The following is a 19899-nucleotide window of genomic DNA, read 5'->3' as shown; positions in this document are numbered from 1 at the left end:
CCGGTAAGCTCCAATTCCATGCCAGTGCAGTGGGCCGGTTTGTCACCCGAGGTGCTCCTGGCCGTCGACCGGGACGGCGGGGAGCGGTTGTGCGCGCAGTTGGAACGGCAGTTGCGCGACGCCATCCGCTCGGGCCGGCTGCAGGCCGGCGAACGTCTCCCGTCCTCCCGTGAACTCGCCCGCGAACTGGGCCTGTCCCGCGGTCTCGTGCAGGACTGCTACGCCCAACTCCAGGCCGAGGGCTACCTGGTGACCCGGGTCGGCTCGGCCACGCGCGTGGCGGCGTGCGCGCAGGTGAGGCGGGCGCCCGAGACACCGCGGCTCGGCCCCACCCCCCACCCCCTCGCCGACTTCCGCCACGGCGTCCCGGACCTCGGCTCCTTCCCGGTCTCGGACTGGCTGTGGGCGACCAGGGAGGCGGCCCGGGCCATGCCGGTCGCGGACCTCGACTACGGGGATCCGCGCGGGAGTTCGGCCCTGCGCGAGATCGTGGCCGGCTATCTGCGCCGGGTGCGCGGAGCCGCCGCCGACCCCGCGCACACCCTCGTCTGCTCCGGCTACGCCCAGGGCCTCGCCCTGACCCTGCGCGTCCTGGCCCGGGCCGGCGTGCGGGTCGTGGCGTACGAGGACCCGGGCGGCCCGGCCACGGCGGAGGCGGCGGCGGACGCGGCCGGGTTGGCGGCGGTCCCCGTGCCGGTCGACGAATCGGGCCTCGACGTACGGGAGTTGGACGCCACCGGTGCCCGCGCGGTGATCGTGACTCCGGCGCACCAATGGCCGACCGGGGTGGTGCTCGCGCCGGAGCGCAGACATGAGTTGGTCGCATGGGCGGCACGCAGGGACGCGTACGTCATCGAGGACGACTACGACGCGGAGTTCCGCTACGACCGCGAACCGGTCGGCGCCCTCCAGGGGTTGGCGGCCGACCGCGTGATCTCCATCGGCACGGTGAGCAAGTCGCTCGCCCCCGCCCTGCGCATCGGCTGGCTCCTGTCCCCACCCGCGCTGACCGGACCGCTCACCGACCTCAAGAACATCGCCGACCGCGGCTCACCCACCCTCGACCAGCTCGCCCTCGCCCGCCTGATCGAGTCCGGCCGCTACGACCGCCACCTGCGCCGCATGCGCACCCTGTACGCGACCCGCCGCACCGCCCTGGTCGACGCCCTCGCCCAACACGCCCCGGCGGTACGCCTGTCGGTCCTCGCGGCAGGCTTCCACGCCGTGGCCCACCTCACGCCGGACACGGACGAGCAGACGGTCGTAAGCCAGGCCCGCACGCGCGGAGTCGGCCTGTACGGCATGAGCGCGTGCCGGACCTCGGGGGCGACGGCTCCGCCCCAACTGGTCCTCGGATTCGGCAATGTGACGGACCGTGGGATCACGGAGGGCATCACGGCGGTGGCGGAGCTGCTTCAGCCGACGAGCAGGTGACGGACGGCGTCAGCCGACGAGCAGGTGACGGACGGCGGTCGCCGCGTCCGGTGCGATCCGGGTAGGCCCGTACGCCGCTTCCGTCCATGACCGTCCGCCCGACACCCAGACGCTGCGCGCGCCCACGCCCGATGCGCCGAGGACGTCGGCGTGTGCCGAGTCGCCGATCATCCAGGCGCCCTTCAGGGGTGCCCCGACGGTGTCCGCCGCCGCGCGGAAGATCTCCGGTGCGGGCTTCTTGTGGCCGACCGCCTCGGAGATCACCCACCCGTGCACGAGCCGGTCGAGGCCGGTGCGCCGGATCTTCGTCTCCTGCTGGGCGACCCGGCCATTGCTGACGATCACGCAGGTCCAGCCGGCCGAGACGGCCTCGCGGAGTGCGTCACGGGTGGCGTCGGCGAGGGTGACGCGGTCGGCGGCGCCCCCGTCGAGCAGGGCGTGGACGGCTGTGCCGAGGTCTTCCGTGCCGTGTTCGCCGCAACCGCCGCTTTCGCCGTATCGCTCGATCATGGCCCTGGCGACCTCCTCGCGGGGCGTGTAGCCGCTCGCGTCCAGGGTCGTCAGCCAGGCGAGGTCGGTGGCGGGCAGTGCCTGCTCGGCGAGGAAGGCACCGGCTGCCGCCCGGAAGGCGGCGTCGCGGTCGATCAGCGTGTTGTCGAGGTCGATCATCAGCAGGGGCATGGCTACAGCCGCGCCCCCTTCAACCCCATGTGCAGCAGCAGCCGGTCCTCCCCGTCGTCGAGGTCCAGGCCCGTGAGCTGTTCCACGCGGGAGAGGCGGTAGTACAGGGTCTGGCGGTGGATGCCGAGTTCCGCGGCGGTGCGGCCGGCCTGGCCCGCGCAGTCGAGGTAGATCTCCGCCGTGCGGGCCAGTTCGTGGTGGGCGGGGGCGAGGAGGGCGCGTACGGCGGGGTCGTGCGCCGCCTCCGCGGGCAGGGCGGTCAGCAGGCGGTACGGGCCGATGGACGACCACTCGGCGATCGGGCCGAGGCGGGGTTCCGCGAGGGCGGCCCGGGCGGCGGCCGAAGCCTGTCGCCAGGCCGCGCCCAGCTCGACGAGCCCGGCGTGGAGGGGAGCGACACCGGCGGCGGCCGCCGGCTCCCCGGCGGATGCCGTCGCCGTCCCTGTCCGGCGTGCCTGTTCCAGCAGGCGGCCCGCCGCCGATGTCGCCGGGGTCAGCACGTCAGCCGTCCGTAGGCGGACGAGGAGGGCCAGGGACGTGGCCGTCGCTCCCCACGGCATCGTGCACAGCGCCGTCGCCCCCGGCACCGTACGGACCGAGGGGGCGTCGTTCGGGTCGGCGTAGGGCCAAGGGGTCACGCAGACGACCGCGTAGCGGGACTCGGCACGGGCGCCGAGCGCCGTCCGCAGCTCCGCCACCGCCATGTCCAGCTGCCAGCCGCGCTCCGCCGTCAGCACCGCACGCAGCTCCCGGGTCAGGTCCGCCCCGTGCTGTGCCTCGTCGGCGAGGAGGTCGCCGATCCGGGCGGTCACCCGCATGGCCGCCGTCAGCTGCTCCTCGGTGGGGCCGGGCTCGTCCTCCAGGAGCCAGACGTAGCCGAGGACGACACCGCGGTGGCGGACGGGGAGGCAGATCCGGCCGCGATAGACCCCCGCCTCGGGGGTGCGCGGGATATGGACCGGACCGGTGGCGCGGGTGATGCCGAAGCCCTCGAACCACGTGCGGACCGTGGCCGTGGAGCGCCGGGTCAGGATCGAACGGGTGCGTACGGGGTCCAGCGCGGACGCGTCGAGATCGCCCTCACTGTCGTACGCACCGAAGGCGATCAGCTCGAAGTCGCGGTTCTCCAGGGTCGCCGGGGCGCCGAGGAGCTCCGAGATCTCGTCGACCAGTTCCTGGTAGTCGCCCGTGGAATCGGATGTCACCCGGGCATTCTCCCGCATTCGCGCCGTGCCTTCATACATCTGTCTGAGATCCGCGGCACGGATGCGTGACAGCTGTCGATGGCCGACGATCGGAGACAACCCTAGGTTTCACGGTGGTTCCCCTTATGTCCGACTGCCTGGAGGTACCCCCGTGCTGGGTCCCGTGATTCTCGCCGCCTCGCGCAGCGACCGGATGCGCCGGCTGATCTCGGCGGCACCGGTGACCAAGCAGGTCGTCGACCGCTTCATCCCCGGTGAGACCGTGGACGAGATCGTGCCGATCATCCAGGACCTCACCGACAAGGGTCTCGAGCTGACGATGGACGTCGTCGGCGAGGACATCACCACCCCCGAGCAGGCCGCCGCCGCCCGCGACGCCTACCTCCTCCTCGTCGACCGGCTCAAGGAACTCGAACTCGGTACGCGGGCCGAGATGTCCATCAAGCTGTCGATGTTCGGACAGGCGCTGCCCGGCGGGCACGAACTCGCCCTCGCCAACGTCCGGCCCGTCGTCGAGGCCGCCGCCGCCATCGGTACGACCGTCACGCTCGACGCCGAGGACCACACCACCCTCGACTCGATGTTCGCGATCCACGAGGAACTGCGGAAGGACTTCCCGCAGACCGGCTGCGTCATCCAGGCCTACCTCTTCCGCACCGAGACCGACGCCCGCCGCCTCGCCGAGGCCGGCAGCCGCGTCCGGCTCGTGAAGGGCGCGTACAAGGAGCCCGCCGAGGTCGCCTACCAGCAGAAACACGAGATCGACAAGGCGTACGTCCGGACCCTGCGGATCCTGATGGAGGGCTCCGGGTACCCGATGATCGGGTCCCACGACCCGCGGATCATCTCCATCGGCCAGGAACTCGCCCGGCGCGCCGGGCGCAAGCTCGACGAGTACGAGTTCCAGATGCTGTACGGAATCAGGAGCGAGGAGCATCTGCGCCTCGCCGCCGAGGGCCACCGCATGCGCGTCTACACGGCCTACGGCACCGACTGGTACGGCTACTTCATGCGCCGCCTGGCGGAGAAGCCGGCCAACCTCCTCTTCTTCGCTCGCTCGACCCTCACCAAGGGCTGACCGAGGCCGACCAGGGATTGTCCCCAACACCCGCTCACGTACAAGGAGTTACGGTTCCCATGGACGCTGTGACCCAGGTCCCCACCCCCGTCAACGAGCCGGTGCACGGCTACGCCCCCGGCTCGCCCGAGCGGGCCCGTCTTGAGGCCAAGCTCAAGGAGCTGGCCGAGAACCCGATCGACCTGCCGATGACCATCGGCGGCGAGCGGCGGATGGGCGGCGGCGAGCGCGTCGACGTCGTCCAGCCGCACAACCACAAGGCGCGGCTGGGCACGTACGCCAACGCCACCCAGGCCGACGCCCAGGACGCGATCGACGCGGCCCTCGCCGCGGCGCCCGCCTGGCGCGCGATGGCCTTCGACGACCGCGCCGCGATCATCCTGCGCGCCGCCGAACTGCTCTCCGGCCCTTGGCGCGAGACCCTCGCCGCGTCCACGATGCTCGGCCAGTCCAAGACCGCCCAGCAGGCCGAGATCGACTGCCCCTGCGAGCTCGTCGACTTCTGGCGCTTCAACGTCAAGTACGCCCGCGACCTGCTCGCCGAGCAGCCCCCGGCGAACTCCCCGGGCGTCTGGAACCGCCTCGACCACCGCCCGCTCGAAGGCTTCGTCTACGCGATCACACCCTTCAACTTCACGGCGATCGCGGGCAACTTGCCGACGGCTCCGGCTCTCATGGGCAACGTCGTGGTCTGGAAGCCGTCCCCGACGCAGACCCACGCGGCCGTGCTGCTCCTGCAGTTGCTGGAGGAGGCGGGCCTGCCCAAGGGCGTCATCAACCTCGTCACCGGCGACGGCATCGAGGTCTCCAAGGTCGCCCTGGAGCACCGGGACCTGGCCGGCATCCACTTCACCGGTTCGACCAAGACCTTCCAGTACCTGTGGAAGACGGTCGGCAACAACATCGAGAAGTACCGCTCCTACCCGCGCCTGGTCGGCGAGACCGGCGGCAAGGACTTCCTCGTCGCCCACCCGAGCGCGGACAAGGCGGTACTGAAGACGGCGCTGACCCGTGGCGCCTTCGAGTACCAGGGCCAGAAGTGCAGCGCCACCTCGCGCGCCTACATCCCGGCCTCCATCTGGAACTCCGGTTTCAAGGAGGAGTTCGCGGCCGAGGTCGACTACCTGACCATGGGTGATGTCACCGACCTCGCCAACTTCATCGGCGCGGTCATCGACGAGCGCGCGTTCGCCAAGAACAAGGCGGCCATCGACCGCGCGAAGGCGGACCCCAACTGCACGATCGTCGCGGGCGGTTCGTACGACGACTCGGTGGGCTACTTCGTCCGCCCGACCGTCGTCGAGTGCAGCGACCCCGACAACGAGGTCTTCCGCACCGAGTACTTCGGCCCGTTCCTCGCCGTGCACGTCTACGAGGACGAGAACTACGACGAGATGCTGACCCAGATGGAGTCGGTCTCCGACTACGCGCTGACCGGCTCGGTCATCTCCAACGACCGCGCGGCGGCCGCGTACACGATGGAGAAGCTGCGCTACGCGGCCGGCAACTTCTACATCAACGACAAGTCCACCGGCGCCGTCGTCGGCCAGCAGCCCTTCGGCGGCGGCCGCGCCTCCGGCACCAACGACAAGGCCGGCGCCCCCCAGAACCTGATGCGCTGGACCCTGACCCGCGCCATCAAGGAGACCCTGGTCGCACCGACCGACTACGGGTACCCGCACATGGGCTGACCGTGCCCCGCAGGTGATCGGGCCGGGTCCTCAGGACCCGGCCCGCACCAATGTCTTGCCCGTGTTCCCGCCCCGCAGCATCAGCAGGAACGCCTCCACGATCCGGTCGAAGCCGGCGATCACCGTCTCGTCCGGGGCGAGTGCCCCGCTGAGCAGGTGAGGGACGGCGAAGTCGTACAACTCCTGCTGGGCGTCGAGGTGGTTGCGCACCAGGAAGCCCTCGATGCGCAGGCTCTTCTCCACGACGTCGGCGTGGTTGAAGACGGCTGGGGGAGCCTCGGGGGTGTTGTACTGGCCGACCGTGCCGACGCGCACGACCCGTCCGTGTTCGCGCAACGCGCCCACCGCCGCGCCCAGATGGTCGCCGCCGACGTTGTCGACGAAGAGGTCGATGCCGTCGGGGGCCGCCTTGGTGAGGAGTTCGGCGACGGGGGCGGTGCGGTAGTCGAAGGCCTCGTCGTAACCCACCTGTTCCGTCAGGTAGGTCACCTTTTCCGTCGAGCCCGCGCTGCCGATGAGGCGGCCCGCGCCCAGCAGCCGGGCGAAGCGGCCGGTCGCCGTGCCGACTCCGCCCGCCGCCGCGGAGACGAACACGTCGTCGCCCTCGCGGAGTCGCGCGATACGGGTGAGGCCGACGTATGCCGTCAGGCCCGTGCCGCCGAGAACGCTCAAGTACGCGGAGAGGGGCACGCCTTCGTGCCGGGGGAGCCGTCTCACCTCGGCCGGGGACACCACCGAGTGGGTCCGCCAGCCCTTGCGGTGGAACACGATCTCGCCCTCGGGCAGGGACGGTTCGCGCGAGGCGGTGATCCGGCCCAGCGCGCGGCCCTCCAGCGGGGCGTTCAACTCGAAGTCCCCGTCCATCATTTCGCGGTGGTAGGGGTCGACCGACCAGTAGAGGTTCTCGACCACGGCCGTGCCGGGCGCGGGGGAGGGGACGGGCGTTTCGGTGAAGCGGAAGTGGTCGGGGGTCGGGAAGCCGGTGGGGCGGGCGGTCTGGTGCACGGTGAGCGCGGTCATGGGGGTGACCGTAGGCAGGAATGGCCGGCGCGGGCAGGGGGTTGGGTTCATGGGACGGGCGGATCCATGAGCCGCTCGCATAGGGGCAGGTGGTGGCGGGGATGGAGGGCAGGGTCGGTGCGGTCGATCTCGCGCCGCAGGAGCTGAGGACACTGGTCGCCGTGGCCGACGAGGGAGGCTTCTCGGCCGCCGCGGTGCCGCTCGGGAGCACCCAGTCCGCCGTCTCGCACGCCGTGCGCGGCATCGAACGCAAGCTGGGTGTCGTGCTCTTCGAGCGCGGGCGCTACGGGGCTCGGCCCACACCCGCCGGTGCCCGGGCCGTCGCGCACGCGCGGCGCGTGCTGCGCCTGCTGGAGGTGATGGTCGCCGAGACCAGAGGGGTCGGGACAGGGCTCGGCGCCGGTCCCGGGACGGACGTCGTCGGCGGGCCGTTGCGTATCGCCGCCTTCCGGAGCGCGGCCCTGCATCTCCTGCCGCCCGTGCTGGAGCGGCTCACCGCCGCGCACCCGGCGATCGAGCCGACCGTGCGCGTGGTCCGCGAGGTCGGTCCTGGCACCGCCGGCGAGGTGGCCGAGGGCCGCGCCGACCTCGGCATCGCGACCATCGGCACCGGCTCGCCGATCCCGCCGGCGCTGGTGGGTGACGTACTCCTTGAAGAGCCGTACGCGCTGGTGCACCCGGCCGGTCATCCGGCGCCGCGCTCGTTGCCGCTGGTCGACTGGGCCGAGAACTGCTCCTCCTACACGCGCGCGTGGTGGGCCGCGCAGGACTGGATCCCGGCCGCGAGTGTGCGTGCGGAGGACGACGGGGCGGTGCTGTCGATGGTGGGCAGCGGGTTCGGGATGGCGATCATGCCGAGGCTCTCGCTCACCGGAGCGCCGCCCTCGGTCGAGGTCACCGATCTCGGGGCGGAGCGGCCGACGCGCAGGGTTGGCTATGTGACCACTCCCGAACTGGCGGCGACGGCCGCCGTCCGGGCCCTCGTGCGTGAGCTGCGGGCCGGGAAGAAATAGCAGGTCAGGGCGGTACGGCCCCATGCGCCGTCTCAGATAGTAGGAAGTCCGAGTAATTGTGGAGACAGACCGGCTCTCCTCACTTAACTTTGTAGGAGCCGAACGTCTCGCTCGATCAAGCGAATGGCGGTTGTGAGTCGGGCCCCGAGCAGGTAACCCCTGCGGCTCCGCTCTCCGCCCCACCCGGCGTCTCGAATCCCCCCATTTCCGCACTCCGTTGATGTCGAAGGAGTCGATTTCTCATGGCCGAGACGACCGCACGCCGCCGAGTCCGTCACACGTCCCGCACGAGCGAGTCCGACCGCAAGAACGCCGCCGCCGCGCTCCAGCGCGCCCTCGACCGCCGGGACAACGGCGGCGAGACCGGCCACTGAGCCGACGCGATTTTCCGGGCGCGGCTCCTCAGAGCACGCCCGTGGGCCGGGAGCCGCCCGCAAGGGGTGCGGCGCGGGGTCAGCTCCCGCGCCGCACCTCGAAGTGATCGATGCGCTCGCCGCTCTGCGCGAGCGCCGACACCTTCAGGGCCGGCCTGGTGCCGCTCTCCGCCTCCACCGAGAGGTAGGAGAAGCCGCGGTAGCGGACCCGCGACCACTCCACGGTCTCCTGGGCCGAGCCGTGCGACTTCGTCCACCGGAAGGTGTCGACCGAGTCGTGCCGCGTGACGTGCCCCTCGTAGCTCTCCTGCACGCCCGACGGGAAGCCGTACAGATCACGGCCGCCGCCGCCCGCGGTGACGTAGACGATCCCGTCCTTCGTCGGATCGGTCGACGCGCCGATGGGCACCGCCCGGCCGACCTTGTCGCCCTTGACGGCGTCCGTGCGCTCGTAGACGTGGTTGTGGCCGTTGATCACCAGGTCCACCTCGTGCTTCGCGAACAGCGGCAGCCACTCGGCGCGCACCCCGCCGTCGGAGGCGTGGGCCGAGGTCGAGTAGGCGCAGTGGTGGAAGAAGACGACCACGAAGTCGACGCCCTTCGCCGCGCGCAGCTCACCCAGCTTCGTGTCCAGCCACGTGGTCTGCCTGCCCTGCGAGTAGCCGAAGTTGGCGGGGATCTCGTACGACACGTCGTTGGCGTCCAGCGCCACGAAACCGACGTTGCCGTAGGTGAACGCGTACACGCCCGGCGAGTTGCGCGGGTCGAAGCCGTTGTCCGGCAGGGACCAGCGGGCGAGCTGTCCGCCGTAGCCGTCCGGCGAGTACCAGGCCTCCATGTCGTGGTTGCCGGTCGTCACCATCCACGGCACCGTCCTCGCGACCGACTCGTTCTGCTTGAGGAACAGGTCCCAGTAGCCGGGGTCGTAGCCGTCGGCCTTCTCGCCGCGGCCGTTGGTGTCGGCGTAGCAGATGTCGCCCGCGTGCAGATGGAAGGCGGGCTTGCGGCGCAGGATCGCGTGGTCGCCGGTGGCCGCGGCCTGGCTGACGCCCTGGTCGCCGAAGGCCGTGAACACGAACTTCTCCGGGCTCGCCGGCGCGGTGCGGAACTCCCCGATGGTCGCGCGGTGTCGGGGTGCGGTCGGGTCGTAGCCCTCGTGGCCCACGCCGTAGTAGTACGTCGTGCCGGGGCGCAGGCCGTCCAGGGCCGCGTGCACGTAGTACTGCTCCAGGGCGGAGCGCACGCCGGTCAGGCCCGGGGTGTGCAGGTCGCGGATCTCGGCGGTGATCCTGCGGCCCAGGTCGTCCGGCTTCGTGCCGACGCGGACGTACGGCTTCTTGACCGCGAACGGCACCTGCCAGGAGACGCGCATCTGCGACTTCGGGTCGGCGCCGAAGGCGAGGTGGCGGCCGAAGGGGGTGACGACCGCGCCGGACACCTTCGAGGTGGCGGCGGCCGGGCTGCCGCTCGTCCGTCCGCCGGCCGGCCTGCCGTCGGATCCCGTGCCCGCACACCCCGTCAGCAGCCCGCTCGCCACCGCGCCCGCGGTCACCAGCGTGCGGCGCCGGGTCACCTTGGTGCGCAGGTACTCGTACTGCTCGGCCATGTTCATCCGGCGTGCGAGGTGCTCGGGAATGCCGACATCCGGTGTCTCCATGTCGATGAAGTTCCCAGTGAACCTCAACGGGCGCCATGCGCAGGGGTGAACGGAGGCCGAACGGCTGACGCCCGCCCTTCCCTGGGGGCCCGCGGCTGTCCGTATCGCGGACACCCCATGTCATCCCATGGGACGAGGAGTAGGGTGCCGACATGTCTCGCAGCATCAATCTCGCAGTGATCCCCGGGGACGGCATCGGCCAGGAAGTGGTGGCCGAGGGTCTGAAGGTCCTCTCCGCCGTCCTTCCGCAGGATGTGAAGCTGGAGACCCGGGAGTACGACTTCGGTGCCAAGCGCTACCGCGCCACCGGTGAGACCCTCACCGACGCCGATCTGGACTCCCTCAAGCAGCACGACGCGATCCTGCTCGGTGCCATCGGCGACCCGTCGGTCCCGTCCGGGGTCCTGGAGCGAGGCTTCCTGCTGAAGCTCCGGTTCGCCTTCGACCACCACGTCAACCTGCGGCCGAGCAAGCTGCTCCCGGGTGTGGCGACCCCCCTCGCCGGCCAGCCGGAGATCGACTTCGTCGTGGTCCGCGAGGGCACCGAGGGCCCGTACACGGGCAACGGCGGCACGATCCGCAAGGGCACCGCGCACGAGGTCGCCACCGAGGTCTCCGTGAACACGGCGTTCGGTGTCGAGCGGGTCGTCCGGGACGCGTTCGCCCGCGCCCAGGCCCGTCCGCGCAAGAAGCTCACGCTGGTCCACAAGAACAACGTGCTGACCTTCGCGGGTCACCTGTGGACGAACGTCTTCAACAAGGTGGCCGAGGAGTTCCCCGAGGTCACCACGGACTACATCCACGTCGACGCGGCGACGATCTACCTCGTCACCGACCCGGCCCGCTTCGACGTGATCGTCACCGACAACCTCTTCGGCGACATCATCACCGACCTCGCCGCGGCCGTCTCCGGCGGCATCGGCGTCGCCGCCAGCGGGAACATCAACCCGTCCGGCGAGTTCCCCTCGATGTTCGAGCCCGTGCACGGCTCGGCCCCGGACATCGCGGGTCAGGGCAAGGCCGACCCCAGCGCCACGGTCCTGTCCGTCGCCCTGCTCCTGCGTCACCTCGGCTACGAGGCCGAGGCCGCCCGCATCGACGAGGCGGTCGCCGCCGACCTCGCCGACCGCACCGGCAAGCCCGCCCGCAGCACGTCGGAGATCGGCGACGCGCTGTCCGTACGAGTAGCCGGCTGACCCGCCGAGTCACTCGAAAACTCTCGCAGTCTTCGAAGCCGCCGGGTCGCATATGCACCCGGCGGCTTTCGCTATGTCCCCGCCGGGTGCCACCATCATCCCCTGGGTCGCATTCACGCCGTTTTCTTCCACGGCAGCCCGCGCGCGATAATCGAACGCGGAGCCGCGGTATGAGGGAATGCTCGGACGTCCTAACACTGGCCACTGGCAGTAGCGGGCGTGAGCGCGGCCCGTCACTACACAACCGGTGAAGGACACCTACTCATGACGACGCCCACGATCGAGCTCAAGCCCTCGGCCTCGCCACTCTCCGCCGCCGAGCGCGACGCGATTCTGACGAACCCCGGGTTCGGCCGCCACTTCACCGACCACATGGTGACGATCAAGTGGACCGAGGGCCGCGGCTGGCACGACGGCCAGCTGGTGCCGTACGCCCCGCTCCAGCTCGACCCCGCGACCATGGTCCTGCACTACGCGCAGGAGATCTTCGAGGGCCTCAAGGCCTACCGTCAGCCCGACGGGTCCGTCGCCACCTTCCGCCCGGAGAAGAACGCCCAGCGTTTCCAGCGGTCCGCGTTCCGCCTCGGCATGCCCGAGCTGCCGGTCGAGACGTTCATCGAGGCCTGCGACGTCCTGGTCCGGCAGGACCAGGCCTGGGTCCCGGCACACGGCGGCGAGGAGTCGCTCTACCTGCGCCCGTTCATGATCGCGACCGAGGTGGGCCTCGGTGTGAAGCCCGCCAACGAGTACCTGTTCCTGGTCATCGCCTCCCCGGCCGGCGCGTACTTCCCCGGCGGTGTCCGCCCGGTGTCGATCTGGCTCTCCGAGGACCGCGTCCGCGCCGTCCCCGGCGGCATGGGCGACGCCAAGACCGGCGGCAACTACGCGGCCTCCCTGCTCGCCCAGGCCGAGGCCGCCGCCAAGGGCTGCGACCAGGTCTGCTACCTCGACGCGGTCGAGCACAAGTGGGTCGAGGAGCTCGGCGGGATGAACCTGTACTTCGTGTACGGCGACCGGATCGTCACCCCGACCCTCACCGGCTCCATCCTGGAGGGCGTCACCCGCGACTCCCTCCTCGCCGTCGCCGCCGACCTCGGGTACACCGCCGAGGAGGGCCGGGTCTCGGTCGACCAGTGGCAGCGCGACGCGGAGAACGGCAGCCTCACCGAGGTGTTCGCCTGCGGCACCGCCGCCGTGATCACCCCGGTCGGCACGGTCAAGCGGGCGGGCGCCGAGTGGCAGCAGTCCGGCGGTGAGCCCGGCGAGGTCACCGTCCGCCTCCGCGAGGCCCTCCTCGACATCCAGCGGGGCACCGTCGAGGACAAGCACGGCTGGATGCACCGGCTCGGCTAGACCCGGCTGGTCACCTCGGGGGCCGTCGCGGACTCGGTGTCCGTGACGGCCCTTGTCGTCAGCAGGACGAACGTCAGCCCGCCGACCGCCCCCGACAGCAGGAAACTGCAGTCCACCCCGCCCGTCAGCGACAGCAGCGGACCCTCGTACGACGGCAGCGACACGGCCAGCAGTCCGACCCCGGCACCCACCGCCCACGAGACGGTGGCCGGGATGTTCCAGCCCGCGCGGTACCAGTAGATCCCGCCCCGCGAGCGGCGGTTGAAGACCTGGAGGGCGTCCGCGTCGTACACGCCCCGGCACCGCACGAAACCGATCAGGGTGATCACCGCCCACGGCGTGCCGATCGCCGTCAGGAGCAGGACGAAGGACGTCATCGCCGACTGCGCGTTCCAGGCGTAGTGCCCGACGAAGACACACACCGTGGCGACGATCGCGACCGTGCAGGTGGCCCGCGCGCGGGAGGCGCGGGGCAGGATCGCGTCCAGGTCCAGGCCCATGGAGTAGAGCATCAGGCCCGCGTTGCCGACCGAGCCCGCGGAGGCGGCGAGCAGGAGCGGGACCAGGTACCAGGTGGGCGACGCCGACACCAGCGGGCCCGCGTAGTCGAGGGCCGCCCGTGCCCCGAACGCCGTGAACGTGCCGAAGAGCTGGGGGACCAGGAGACCCGTGATCAGGCCGAGCCAGGTCGCGTGCAGGACCCGGCGCGAGGTGTGGCGGGCGGGGGAGATGTAGCGCGTGTAGTCGCCGAGGAGGGTGATGAACGCGATCGGCCCGGACAGTCCCGCCGCCACCGTCGCCAGACACCACGTCGGCCAGAACCCGCCCAGCAGATAGCCGCCGGCCTCCGGCAGCGCGCCGGTCGTGAAGTGCGGGGCGTACGCGATCACGCCGAGGACCAGCAGTGCCGTCATGCCGATGGACAGGACGCGGGACATGGCCAGCAGCACCCGGTAGCCGTACACCGCGCCCGCCACGGTCGCCGCCGCGAGCAGCCCGTACACGACGGCGTACGAGCCGTCGCCCGCCGGCAGCCCGAACAGTCGCCCCAGCACGCCCACCATCACATCGCCGCCGATCCACACGGTCAGCGCGGTGTAGCCGAGGGCGAGGAGGAGGCCGACGACCGAGCCGACGAGCCGGCCCCGCACCCCGAACTGGGCGCCGGACGACGTCGACAGGTTGGTCGCGGTGCGCAGCGAGACCAGTGCCAGCGGGGCCGTGAACAGCGTGCCGACCACCGTGCCCGCGACGATCGAGCTGACCGACGCCCACCAGCCGAGGCCGAACGACGGCGGCAGCCAGCCGAAGATGATCACGCCGAGACAGAGATTGGAGCCGAGCAGGATCGACACGAGGTCGCGCGGCCCGCTGGTGCGCTCCTCATCGGGGATGGTGTCGACTCCGCGCTGTTCTATCGGCATGGTGAGCGCACCTCTTTCTTAGAGTGACGTTCAATGTGAACCGAGCGACGGTGGCGCGTCAACCGTTTCGGAGATGGGTTTTACGGTTTAGAGTGATGTTCTAAAGGAGGAACACGGGATGCGACTGACCCCCACGGAACGCGACCGGCTGCTGCTCTTCTCGGCCGCCGAACTGGCCCGCGCCCGCAAGGCGCGCGGCCTGAGACTCAACGTGCCGGAGGCCACCGCGCTCATCGCGGACACGGTGTGCGAGGCCGCCCGGGACGGGAGGCGACTGGCCGAGGCCGTCGAGCGCGCCCGCTCGGTCCTCGGCCCCGCCGACGTCCTGCCGGGTGTCGCCGACATCGTCACCGAGGTGCATGTCGAGGCCGTTTTCGACGACGGCTCGCGGCTCGCGATCGTCTCCAACCCCATCGGTGGGGGTGGCCTCGCGGATCAGAGCCCGGGCGCGCTGCTGCCGGGCCCCTCGCACGCCGAACCCGAGCCGGTCGTACAGCTCACGGTCACCAACACCGCGACCGTTCCCGTCTCCGTCACCTCCCACTTCCACTTCTTCGAGGCCAACCCGCGCCTCGACTTCCCCCGCGCCGCCGCCTACGGCATGCGGCTCGCGGTGCCGGCCGGATCATCCGTCCGGTTCGGGCCCGGCGAGAGCGTCGAGGTCGGCCTGCTGCCGATCGGCGGCGAGCGGATCGCGATCGGCTTCGCGGGCCTCGTCGACGGCCCGCTGGACGCGCCGGGCGCCAAGGACGAGGCCCTGCGCCGGGCAAGTGCCTGCGGTTACCTGGGAGTTGAGCTGTGAACCCGTACGAGTACGCCACCACCCACGGTCCCCGCGCCGGCGACCGCGTCCGCCTCGGCGACTCGGGGCTGACGATCCGCGTCGAGTCCGACTCCCAGCGCTACGGCGACGAGTTCCTGGCCGGTTTCGGCAAGACCGCCCGGGACGGGCTGCACCTCAAGGCCGCCGCCGTGCGTGACACCTGCGACGTCGTGATCAGCAACGTGGTCGTGATCGACGCCGTGCAGGGCATCAGGAAGGTGTCCATCGGCATCCGGGAGGGGCGGATCTGCTCGATCGGGCGGGCCGGCAACCCCGACACCCTCGACGGGGTCGACGTCGTGGTCGGCACCGGTACCTCGATCGTCTCCGGCGAGGGGCTGATCGCCACCGCCGGTGCCGTCGACACCCATGTCCATCTGCTGTCGCCGCGCATCATGGAGGCCTCGCTGGCGTCCGGCGTGACGACGATCATCGGGCAGGAGTTCGGCCCGGTGTGGGGCGTCGGCGTCAACTCGCCCTGGGCGCTGCGGCACGCGTTCAACGCCTTCGACGCCTGGCCGGTCAACATCGGTTTCCTGGCCCGGGGTTCGTCCTCCTCGGACGCCCCGCTGATCGAGGCCCTCGCCGAGGGCGGCGCCAGCGGCTTCAAGGTGCACGAGGACATGGGCGCCCACACCCGCGCGCTGGACACCGCGCTGCGGGTCGCCGAGGAGTACGACGTCCAAGTCGCCCTGCACAGCGACGGGTTGAACGAGTGCCTGTCGGTCGAGGACACCCTGCGGGTGCTGGAAGGGCGGACGATCCATGCCTTCCACATCGAGGGCTGCGGCGGCGGACACGTGCCGAACGTGTTGAAAATGGCGGGAGTTCCTCACGTCATCGGCTCCTCCACCAACCCCACCCTCCCCTTCGGCCGGGACGCGGTCGCCGAGCACTACGGCATGATCGTCTCCGTCCACGACCTGAAGACCGACCTGCCCGGCGACGCGGCCATGGCCCGCGACCGCATCCGCGCCGGGACGATGGGCGCCGAGGACGTGCTGCACGACCTGGGCGCGATCGGCATCACCTCGTCGGATGCGCAGGGCATGGGCCGGGCCGGGGAGACCGTCCGCCGTACGTTCGCGATGGCCGGGAAGATGAAGGCCGAGTTCGGCGCGCTCGGCGGCTTTCCGGGGGCGGACCGCGACGGTTTCCCGGCGGCGGACCACGACGGTTTCCCGGAGGCGGACCACGACAACGACCGCGTCCTGCGCTACATCGCCAAGCTGACCATCAACCCCGCCATCGCCCACGGGCTTTCGCACGAGGTCGGGTCGATCGAGGTCGGCAAGCTGGCGGACATCGTGCTGTGGCGGCCCGAGTACTTCGGCGCGAAACCGCAGCTGGTGCTGAAGTCCGGGTTCCCGGCGTACGGCGTGGTCGGCGACCCGAACGCGGCGACCGACACCTGCGAACCCCTGGTCCTGGGGCCGCAGTTCGGCGCGCACGGCAGCACGCCGGCGGACATCTCCGTGGCGTTCGTCGCGCAGGCGGCCCTGGACCAGGGCAACGACTCGATGCCGACTCGCCGCCGCCGCGTGGCAGTTCGCGGCACCCGGGGCATCGGCCCCGCTGACCTGCGCCTCAACTCCCGTACCGGAGCGGTCGACGTCGACCAGCGCACCGGCCTGGTCACTCTGGACGGCGAACCGATCCGCTCCGAACCGGCCGACTCCGTATCCCTCAACCGCCTCTACTTCCTCTAGGCCCCCCCGGAGTTCCTCATGACCTATCGCATGCCGCCCGAGTGGGCCCCGCACGAGCGGACCTGGATGGCCTGGCCCGGGCCCAACCCGACCTTCTCCAACGACGAGGAGCTGGCCGGGGCCCGCGCCGCCTGGGCGTCCGTCGCCCGTGCCGTGCGCCGCTTCGAACCGGTGACGATGGTGCACGGGCCGGGGCAGGGCGAGTCGGCGCGTGAGCTGCTGGGCCCGGACATCGAGCTGGTCGAGCGCGCGCTGGACGACGCGTGGATGCGGGACATCGGCCCCACGTTCGTCACCGATGGCCGTGAACTGGCCGCCGTGGACTGGGTGTTCAACGGCTGGGGCGCCCAGGAGTGGGCCCGCTGGGAGCATGACTCGAAGATCGCCCGTCAGGTCGCGGACCTGGCCGGGGCGCCGGCCCTGAGCAGCACCCTCGTCAACGAGGGCGGCGCGATCCACGTCGACGGCGAGGGCACGGTCCTGCTCACCGAGACGGTCCAGCTCGGCGAAGGCCGCAACCCCGGCTGGACGCGCGAGCAGGTCGAGGCGGAGATCCACGCGAAGCTCGGCACCACCAAGGCGATCTGGCTGCCACGCGGACTGACCGGCGACTACCCCCCGTACGGCTTCGGCACCCTCGGGCACGTCGACATCGTGGCCGCCTTCGCGCGTCCCGGTGTCGTGGTCGCGCACTCCCAGCCGGACCCGGCGCACCCCGACCACGAGGTGAGCAAGGAGATCATCGGCCTGCTGAACGCGCAGACCGACGCCCGTGGCCGGCGCCTGGAGGTGGTCGAGGTCCCGGCGCCCACCGTCCTGGAGGCCGACGGCCACTGGGCCGACTACTCGTACATCAACCACTACCTCTGCAACGACGGCGTGGTGCTGTGCGCCTTCGACGACCCGCGGGACGAGGTCGCGGCCGGTATCTTCCGACGGCTGTTCCCCGAGCGGACGGTGACGCTGGTCGACGCCCGTACGATCTTCTCGGGTGGGGGAGGCATTCACTGCATCACGCAACAGCAGCCGAGGGTCTGAGGACCCAGCGAGAGGGAGACGGGCGATGGTCGGTGCGCGGAAGAACGCGCCGCCGCGCGAGGAGGTCCTCGCCGCAGCCATGGGCATGATCGCCGAGCGCGGTCTTGAGCAGCTCACCATGGCGGCACTGGGCCGCGAGGTGGGCATGAGCAGCGGCCATCTCCTCTACTACTTCGGCTCCAAGGACGAGCTCCTGCTGCGCACCCTGGAGTGGAGCGAGGGCCGCCTCGGCACCGAGCGCGGCCGGCTGCTGGTCGGCGCCGGCACGGCCCGCGCACGTCTCGACGCGTACGTCGACCTGTACGTCCCCGACGGCCACCGCGACCCGCACTGGACCCTGTGGCTGGAGGTCTGGAACCGCTCGCAGAACGCCGACGAGGCGGCCCGCGACCGGCAGGCCGCCATCGAGGGCGCCTGGCACCGCGACCTGGTGGCGCTGCTCGCTGAGGGCGTCTCCCGGGGCGAGTTCCGCCGCGTCGACCCCGACCGCTTCGCCGCCCGCCTGCGCGCCCTGCTCGACGGCTTCTCCATCCATGTGGCGATCGGACTGCGCGGCACGGACCGGGCACAAGTTCTCGGCCATGTACGGGAGTTCCTGGACGAAGGCCTCCTCGCGGACGTCTGAGGATGTGCCCGGGTTGTACGCAATACGACCGATTGACCCTGTGGCCGACGGTGCGTTTGCCTCGAAGAGAGCCCTCGGCGCAGGGCCGGGGAGAAGCGTCCACGGGGATCTCGGGGGCACGGCACCCGTCCGTCGACTACGACGGCACGGTCGTCGCGTTCGAGTCGGCGTCACCCGATCTGGTGGAGGGGGACATAAACGGGGTGACGGACGTCTTCCTGCGGACAGTGCAGTGACAAGCAGCAACGACTACGGGGGAACAACCATGCGCACCGGAACCCACCGCACCGCACTCGCGGCCGGACTCGCCGCCGGCCTGATCACGCTGTCCTCGGCCACCGCGTCCGCCGCGCCGCCGCCCACCACCGAGCGGATCACGCTGTCCGCGACCGGGGAGCAGCTCGAGAAGGGCGCGGGCGGCGCGGCGCTCAGCGCCGACGGGCGCTACGCCGCGTTCGTCTCGGACGACTCCGGGGTGGTGCCGGGCGACACCAACGGCGTGACCGACGTGTTCGTCCGGGACCTGCGCCGGGGAACCGTCGAGCGGGTCAACGTGGCCACGGACGGGACACAGGCGGACGGCGGCGGCAGCTACCGGGCGCAGATCAGCTCCGACGGCCGGTATGTCGCCTTCATCTCCTCGGCGAAGAACCTCGACGCGTGGTCGGACCCCGATCCCCACGCCAGTGATCTCTACGTCCACGACCGTCGCACCGGCCGCACGGAACGGGTCAGCGTCGCTCCCGACGGCGGCTCGGCCCGGGTCTTCGACGGCTTCGACATGTCCGCCGACGGTAGGTACGTCGCCTTCACCGCCTCGTCGCAGCGGATGGAGGGAGCCGCGAACGACCAGATCCTCGGCTACGTCCTCGACCGCCGCACGGGCACCGTCAAGAAGGTCAGCGACCACATCCCGTCGGACTGGTACGTCTTCAGCATCCAGCTCAGCGCCGACGGCAGCCACCTGACCTACGTGCAGCGCCATCCTCGCGGCGGGCGCCACGAGTTGTGGCTCGTCGACCTGCGCAGCGGTGAGCAGAAACTGGTGAACGCCACACCCGAGGGCGACCCCACCAACGGCTCTCCGCTGGGCGCGTCGCTCTCCGCGGACGGCAGCCTCCTCGCGTACTCCTCCTTCGACGAGTCCACGGTCCCCGAGGCACCGAGGTACACCTGGGAGCTGTACCTGTTCGACAGCCGTACGGGCAGGACCCGGTGGGTGACCCACGAGGGCAGGGGTGAACTGGGCGGGGGCGTCCTCAGTCCCGACGGCCGCAGGCTGGCCTACCACACCACGACCCCCCTGGGGGACGAGCCGGTCATCGAGAACATCCATGTGCGGGACCTGCGGACCGGCCGGACCCAACTCGTCACCCGCTCCCTCACCGGGGAACCCCTGGCCGAGGGGTACTCCTCACCCAGCGCGTTCAGCCGCGACGGCCGACTCCTCGCCTTCTACTCGACCGCGCCCGACCTCGTCCCCGGCGACACCAACGACACGGGCGACGGCTTCCTGCGCCTCCTGCGGTGACCGGCGCGGTGCTCGCATCCTGAGACACCCATGAGCGGAGCGCGGGG

18 protein-coding genes are annotated in these 19899 nt (G+C 71.2%); 13 read left to right on the top strand and 5 right to left on the bottom strand.

Going from position 1 to position 19899, the window contains the following annotated elements:
* The first annotated feature begins 18 nt into the window (after positions 1–18).
* Entirely contained in the window at positions 19–1434 is a 1416-nt protein-coding gene (locus ACIQI8_RS18345) for a PLP-dependent aminotransferase family protein (protein ID WP_402351216.1), read from the top strand.
* A 9-nt stretch (positions 1435–1443) separates the two neighbouring features.
* Here ACIQI8_RS18345 and ACIQI8_RS18340 read toward each other — a convergent pair whose 3' ends face one another.
* Positions 1444–2115: an HAD family hydrolase gene (locus tag ACIQI8_RS18340; RefSeq protein WP_402351213.1), complete on the bottom strand. Its 672-nt coding sequence runs from the start codon at positions 2113–2115 to the stop codon at positions 1444–1446.
* A gap of 2 nt (positions 2116–2117) precedes the next feature.
* On the bottom strand, positions 2118–3338 hold the full coding sequence (locus ACIQI8_RS18335) for a PucR family transcriptional regulator (protein ID WP_402351210.1): 1221 nt from the start codon (positions 3336–3338) through the stop codon (positions 2118–2120).
* Positions 3339–3471: 133 nt separating this feature from the next.
* Here ACIQI8_RS18335 and ACIQI8_RS18330 point away from each other — a divergent pair, with 133 nt between their 5' ends.
* Positions 3472–4398, top strand: a complete 927-nt coding sequence (locus ACIQI8_RS18330; protein WP_402351207.1) for a proline dehydrogenase family protein — start codon at positions 3472–3474, stop codon at positions 4396–4398.
* A 59-nt stretch (positions 4399–4457) separates the two neighbouring features.
* The gene (gene pruA / locus ACIQI8_RS18325) at positions 4458–6089 is read left to right on the top strand and encodes an L-glutamate gamma-semialdehyde dehydrogenase (RefSeq protein ID WP_402351204.1); all 1632 of its coding nucleotides are present in this window, start codon (positions 4458–4460) and stop codon (positions 6087–6089) included.
* A gap of 30 nt (positions 6090–6119) precedes the next feature.
* Here the strand turns inward: pruA and ACIQI8_RS18320 are convergent, their stop codons facing one another.
* On the bottom strand, positions 6120–7160 hold the full coding sequence (locus ACIQI8_RS18320; protein ID WP_402351201.1) for an NADP-dependent oxidoreductase: 1041 nt from the start codon (positions 7158–7160) through the stop codon (positions 6120–6122).
* A gap of 50 nt (positions 7161–7210) precedes the next feature.
* Between ACIQI8_RS18320 and ACIQI8_RS18315 the strand changes: the two genes are divergently transcribed.
* A complete protein-coding gene (locus tag ACIQI8_RS18315; RefSeq protein WP_402351198.1) occupies positions 7211–8122 on the top strand; it encodes a LysR family transcriptional regulator in 912 nt (303 codons plus the stop codon).
* Between the two features lie 242 nt (positions 8123–8364).
* Positions 8365–8496: a hypothetical protein gene (locus ACIQI8_RS18310; protein WP_123997543.1), complete on the top strand. Its 132-nt coding sequence runs from the start codon at positions 8365–8367 to the stop codon at positions 8494–8496.
* Positions 8497–8575: 79 nt separating this feature from the next.
* Here the strand turns inward: ACIQI8_RS18310 and ACIQI8_RS18305 are convergent, their stop codons facing one another.
* Entirely contained in the window at positions 8576–10153 is a 1578-nt protein-coding gene (locus tag ACIQI8_RS18305; RefSeq protein ID WP_402351194.1) for a purple acid phosphatase family protein, read from the bottom strand.
* Between the two features lie 152 nt (positions 10154–10305).
* Between ACIQI8_RS18305 and ACIQI8_RS18300 the strand changes: the two genes are divergently transcribed.
* Together ACIQI8_RS18300 and ACIQI8_RS18295 are read left to right on the top strand one after the other, a co-directional pair.
* Entirely contained in the window at positions 10306–11349 is a 1044-nt protein-coding gene (locus ACIQI8_RS18300) for a 3-isopropylmalate dehydrogenase (RefSeq protein ID WP_402351191.1), read from the top strand.
* A gap of 264 nt (positions 11350–11613) precedes the next feature.
* Positions 11614–12702: a branched-chain amino acid aminotransferase gene (locus ACIQI8_RS18295; protein ID WP_402351188.1), complete on the top strand. Its 1089-nt coding sequence runs from the start codon at positions 11614–11616 to the stop codon at positions 12700–12702.
* On the opposite strand, the gene ACIQI8_RS18290 is transcribed toward ACIQI8_RS18295, so the two are convergent.
* Positions 12699–14126, bottom strand: a complete 1428-nt coding sequence (locus ACIQI8_RS18290; RefSeq protein WP_402351185.1) for a cytosine permease — start codon at positions 14124–14126, stop codon at positions 12699–12701. The two genes, ACIQI8_RS18295 and ACIQI8_RS18290, sit on opposite strands and share 4 nt — an antisense overlap.
* Before the next feature lie 118 nt (positions 14127–14244).
* Here ACIQI8_RS18290 and ureA point away from each other — a divergent pair, with 118 nt between their 5' ends.
* The 6 genes from ureA to ACIQI8_RS18260 are packed head-to-tail and all read left to right on the top strand — an operon-like array spanning position 14245 to position 19852.
* Positions 14245–14928: an urease subunit gamma gene (gene ureA / locus ACIQI8_RS18285; RefSeq protein WP_402351182.1), complete on the top strand. Its 684-nt coding sequence runs from the start codon at positions 14245–14247 to the stop codon at positions 14926–14928.
* Positions 14925–16658: an urease subunit alpha gene (locus ACIQI8_RS18280; RefSeq protein ID WP_402351179.1), complete on the top strand. Its 1734-nt coding sequence runs from the start codon at positions 14925–14927 to the stop codon at positions 16656–16658. Before ureA ends, ACIQI8_RS18280 begins: the two co-directional genes overlap by 4 nt.
* 18 nt (positions 16659–16676) lie before the next feature.
* Positions 16677–17696 (top strand): agmatine/peptidylarginine deiminase, encoded by a 1020-nt coding sequence (locus ACIQI8_RS18275; protein WP_402351176.1) that lies wholly within the window; start codon positions 16677–16679, stop codon positions 17694–17696.
* 25 nt (positions 17697–17721) lie between these two features.
* Positions 17722–18321 carry a TetR/AcrR family transcriptional regulator gene (locus tag ACIQI8_RS18270; RefSeq protein ID WP_402351173.1) on the top strand — a complete coding sequence of 200 codons (600 nt, stop codon included), beginning with the start codon at positions 17722–17724 and terminating at the stop codon, positions 18319–18321.
* Positions 18322–18377: 56 nt separating this feature from the next.
* Positions 18378–18557 carry a hypothetical protein gene (locus ACIQI8_RS18265; protein WP_402351170.1) on the top strand — a complete coding sequence of 60 codons (180 nt, stop codon included), beginning with the start codon at positions 18378–18380 and terminating at the stop codon, positions 18555–18557.
* Between the two features lie 29 nt (positions 18558–18586).
* The gene (locus ACIQI8_RS18260; RefSeq protein WP_402351166.1) at positions 18587–19852 is read left to right on the top strand and encodes a TolB family protein; all 1266 of its coding nucleotides are present in this window, start codon (positions 18587–18589) and stop codon (positions 19850–19852) included.
* Positions 19853–19899: the final 47 nt, after the last annotated feature.

It is taken from the genome of Streptomyces sp. NPDC092369, assembly GCF_044755245.1.
In the GTDB taxonomy this organism is placed as follows: domain Bacteria; phylum Actinomycetota; class Actinomycetes; order Streptomycetales; family Streptomycetaceae; genus Streptomyces.
Note: the sequence above shows the minus strand (reverse complement) of the source record. Positions and strands in the feature narration are given on the sequence as shown.

Excerpts from the sequence above, each read along its gene's own strand:
- ACIQI8_RS18300 (WP_402351191.1), top strand. The coding sequence starts at position 10,306 with ATGTCTCGCAGCATCAATCTCGCAGTGATCCCCGGGGACGGCATCGGC.
- ACIQI8_RS18295 (WP_402351188.1), top strand. The coding sequence starts at position 11,614 with ATGACGACGCCCACGATCGAGCTCAAGCCCTCGGCCTCGCCACTCTCC.
- ACIQI8_RS18335 (WP_402351210.1), bottom strand. The coding sequence starts at position 3,338 with ATGCGGGAGAATGCCCGGGTGACATCCGATTCCACGGGCGACTACCAG.
- ACIQI8_RS18315 (WP_402351198.1), top strand. The coding sequence starts at position 7,211 with ATGGAGGGCAGGGTCGGTGCGGTCGATCTCGCGCCGCAGGAGCTGAGG.
- ACIQI8_RS18310 (WP_123997543.1), top strand. The coding sequence starts at position 8,365 with ATGGCCGAGACGACCGCACGCCGCCGAGTCCGTCACACGTCCCGCACG.
- ACIQI8_RS18270 (WP_402351173.1), top strand. The coding sequence starts at position 17,722 with ATGGTCGGTGCGCGGAAGAACGCGCCGCCGCGCGAGGAGGTCCTCGCC.
- ACIQI8_RS18320 (WP_402351201.1), bottom strand. The coding sequence starts at position 7,160 with ATGAACCCAACCCCCTGCCCGCGCCGGCCATTCCTGCCTACGGTCACC.
- ACIQI8_RS18260 (WP_402351166.1), top strand. The coding sequence starts at position 18,587 with ATGCGCACCGGAACCCACCGCACCGCACTCGCGGCCGGACTCGCCGCC.
- pruA (WP_402351204.1), top strand. The coding sequence starts at position 4,458 with ATGGACGCTGTGACCCAGGTCCCCACCCCCGTCAACGAGCCGGTGCAC.
- ACIQI8_RS18345 (WP_402351216.1), top strand. The coding sequence starts at position 19 with ATGCCAGTGCAGTGGGCCGGTTTGTCACCCGAGGTGCTCCTGGCCGTC.
- ACIQI8_RS18305 (WP_402351194.1), bottom strand. The coding sequence starts at position 10,153 with ATGGAGACACCGGATGTCGGCATTCCCGAGCACCTCGCACGCCGGATG.
- ACIQI8_RS18290 (WP_402351185.1), bottom strand. The coding sequence starts at position 14,126 with ATGCCGATAGAACAGCGCGGAGTCGACACCATCCCCGATGAGGAGCGC.
- ACIQI8_RS18275 (WP_402351176.1), top strand. The coding sequence starts at position 16,677 with ATGACCTATCGCATGCCGCCCGAGTGGGCCCCGCACGAGCGGACCTGG.
- ACIQI8_RS18340 (WP_402351213.1), bottom strand. The coding sequence starts at position 2,115 with ATGCCCCTGCTGATGATCGACCTCGACAACACGCTGATCGACCGCGAC.
- ureA (WP_402351182.1), top strand. The coding sequence starts at position 14,245 with ATGCGACTGACCCCCACGGAACGCGACCGGCTGCTGCTCTTCTCGGCC.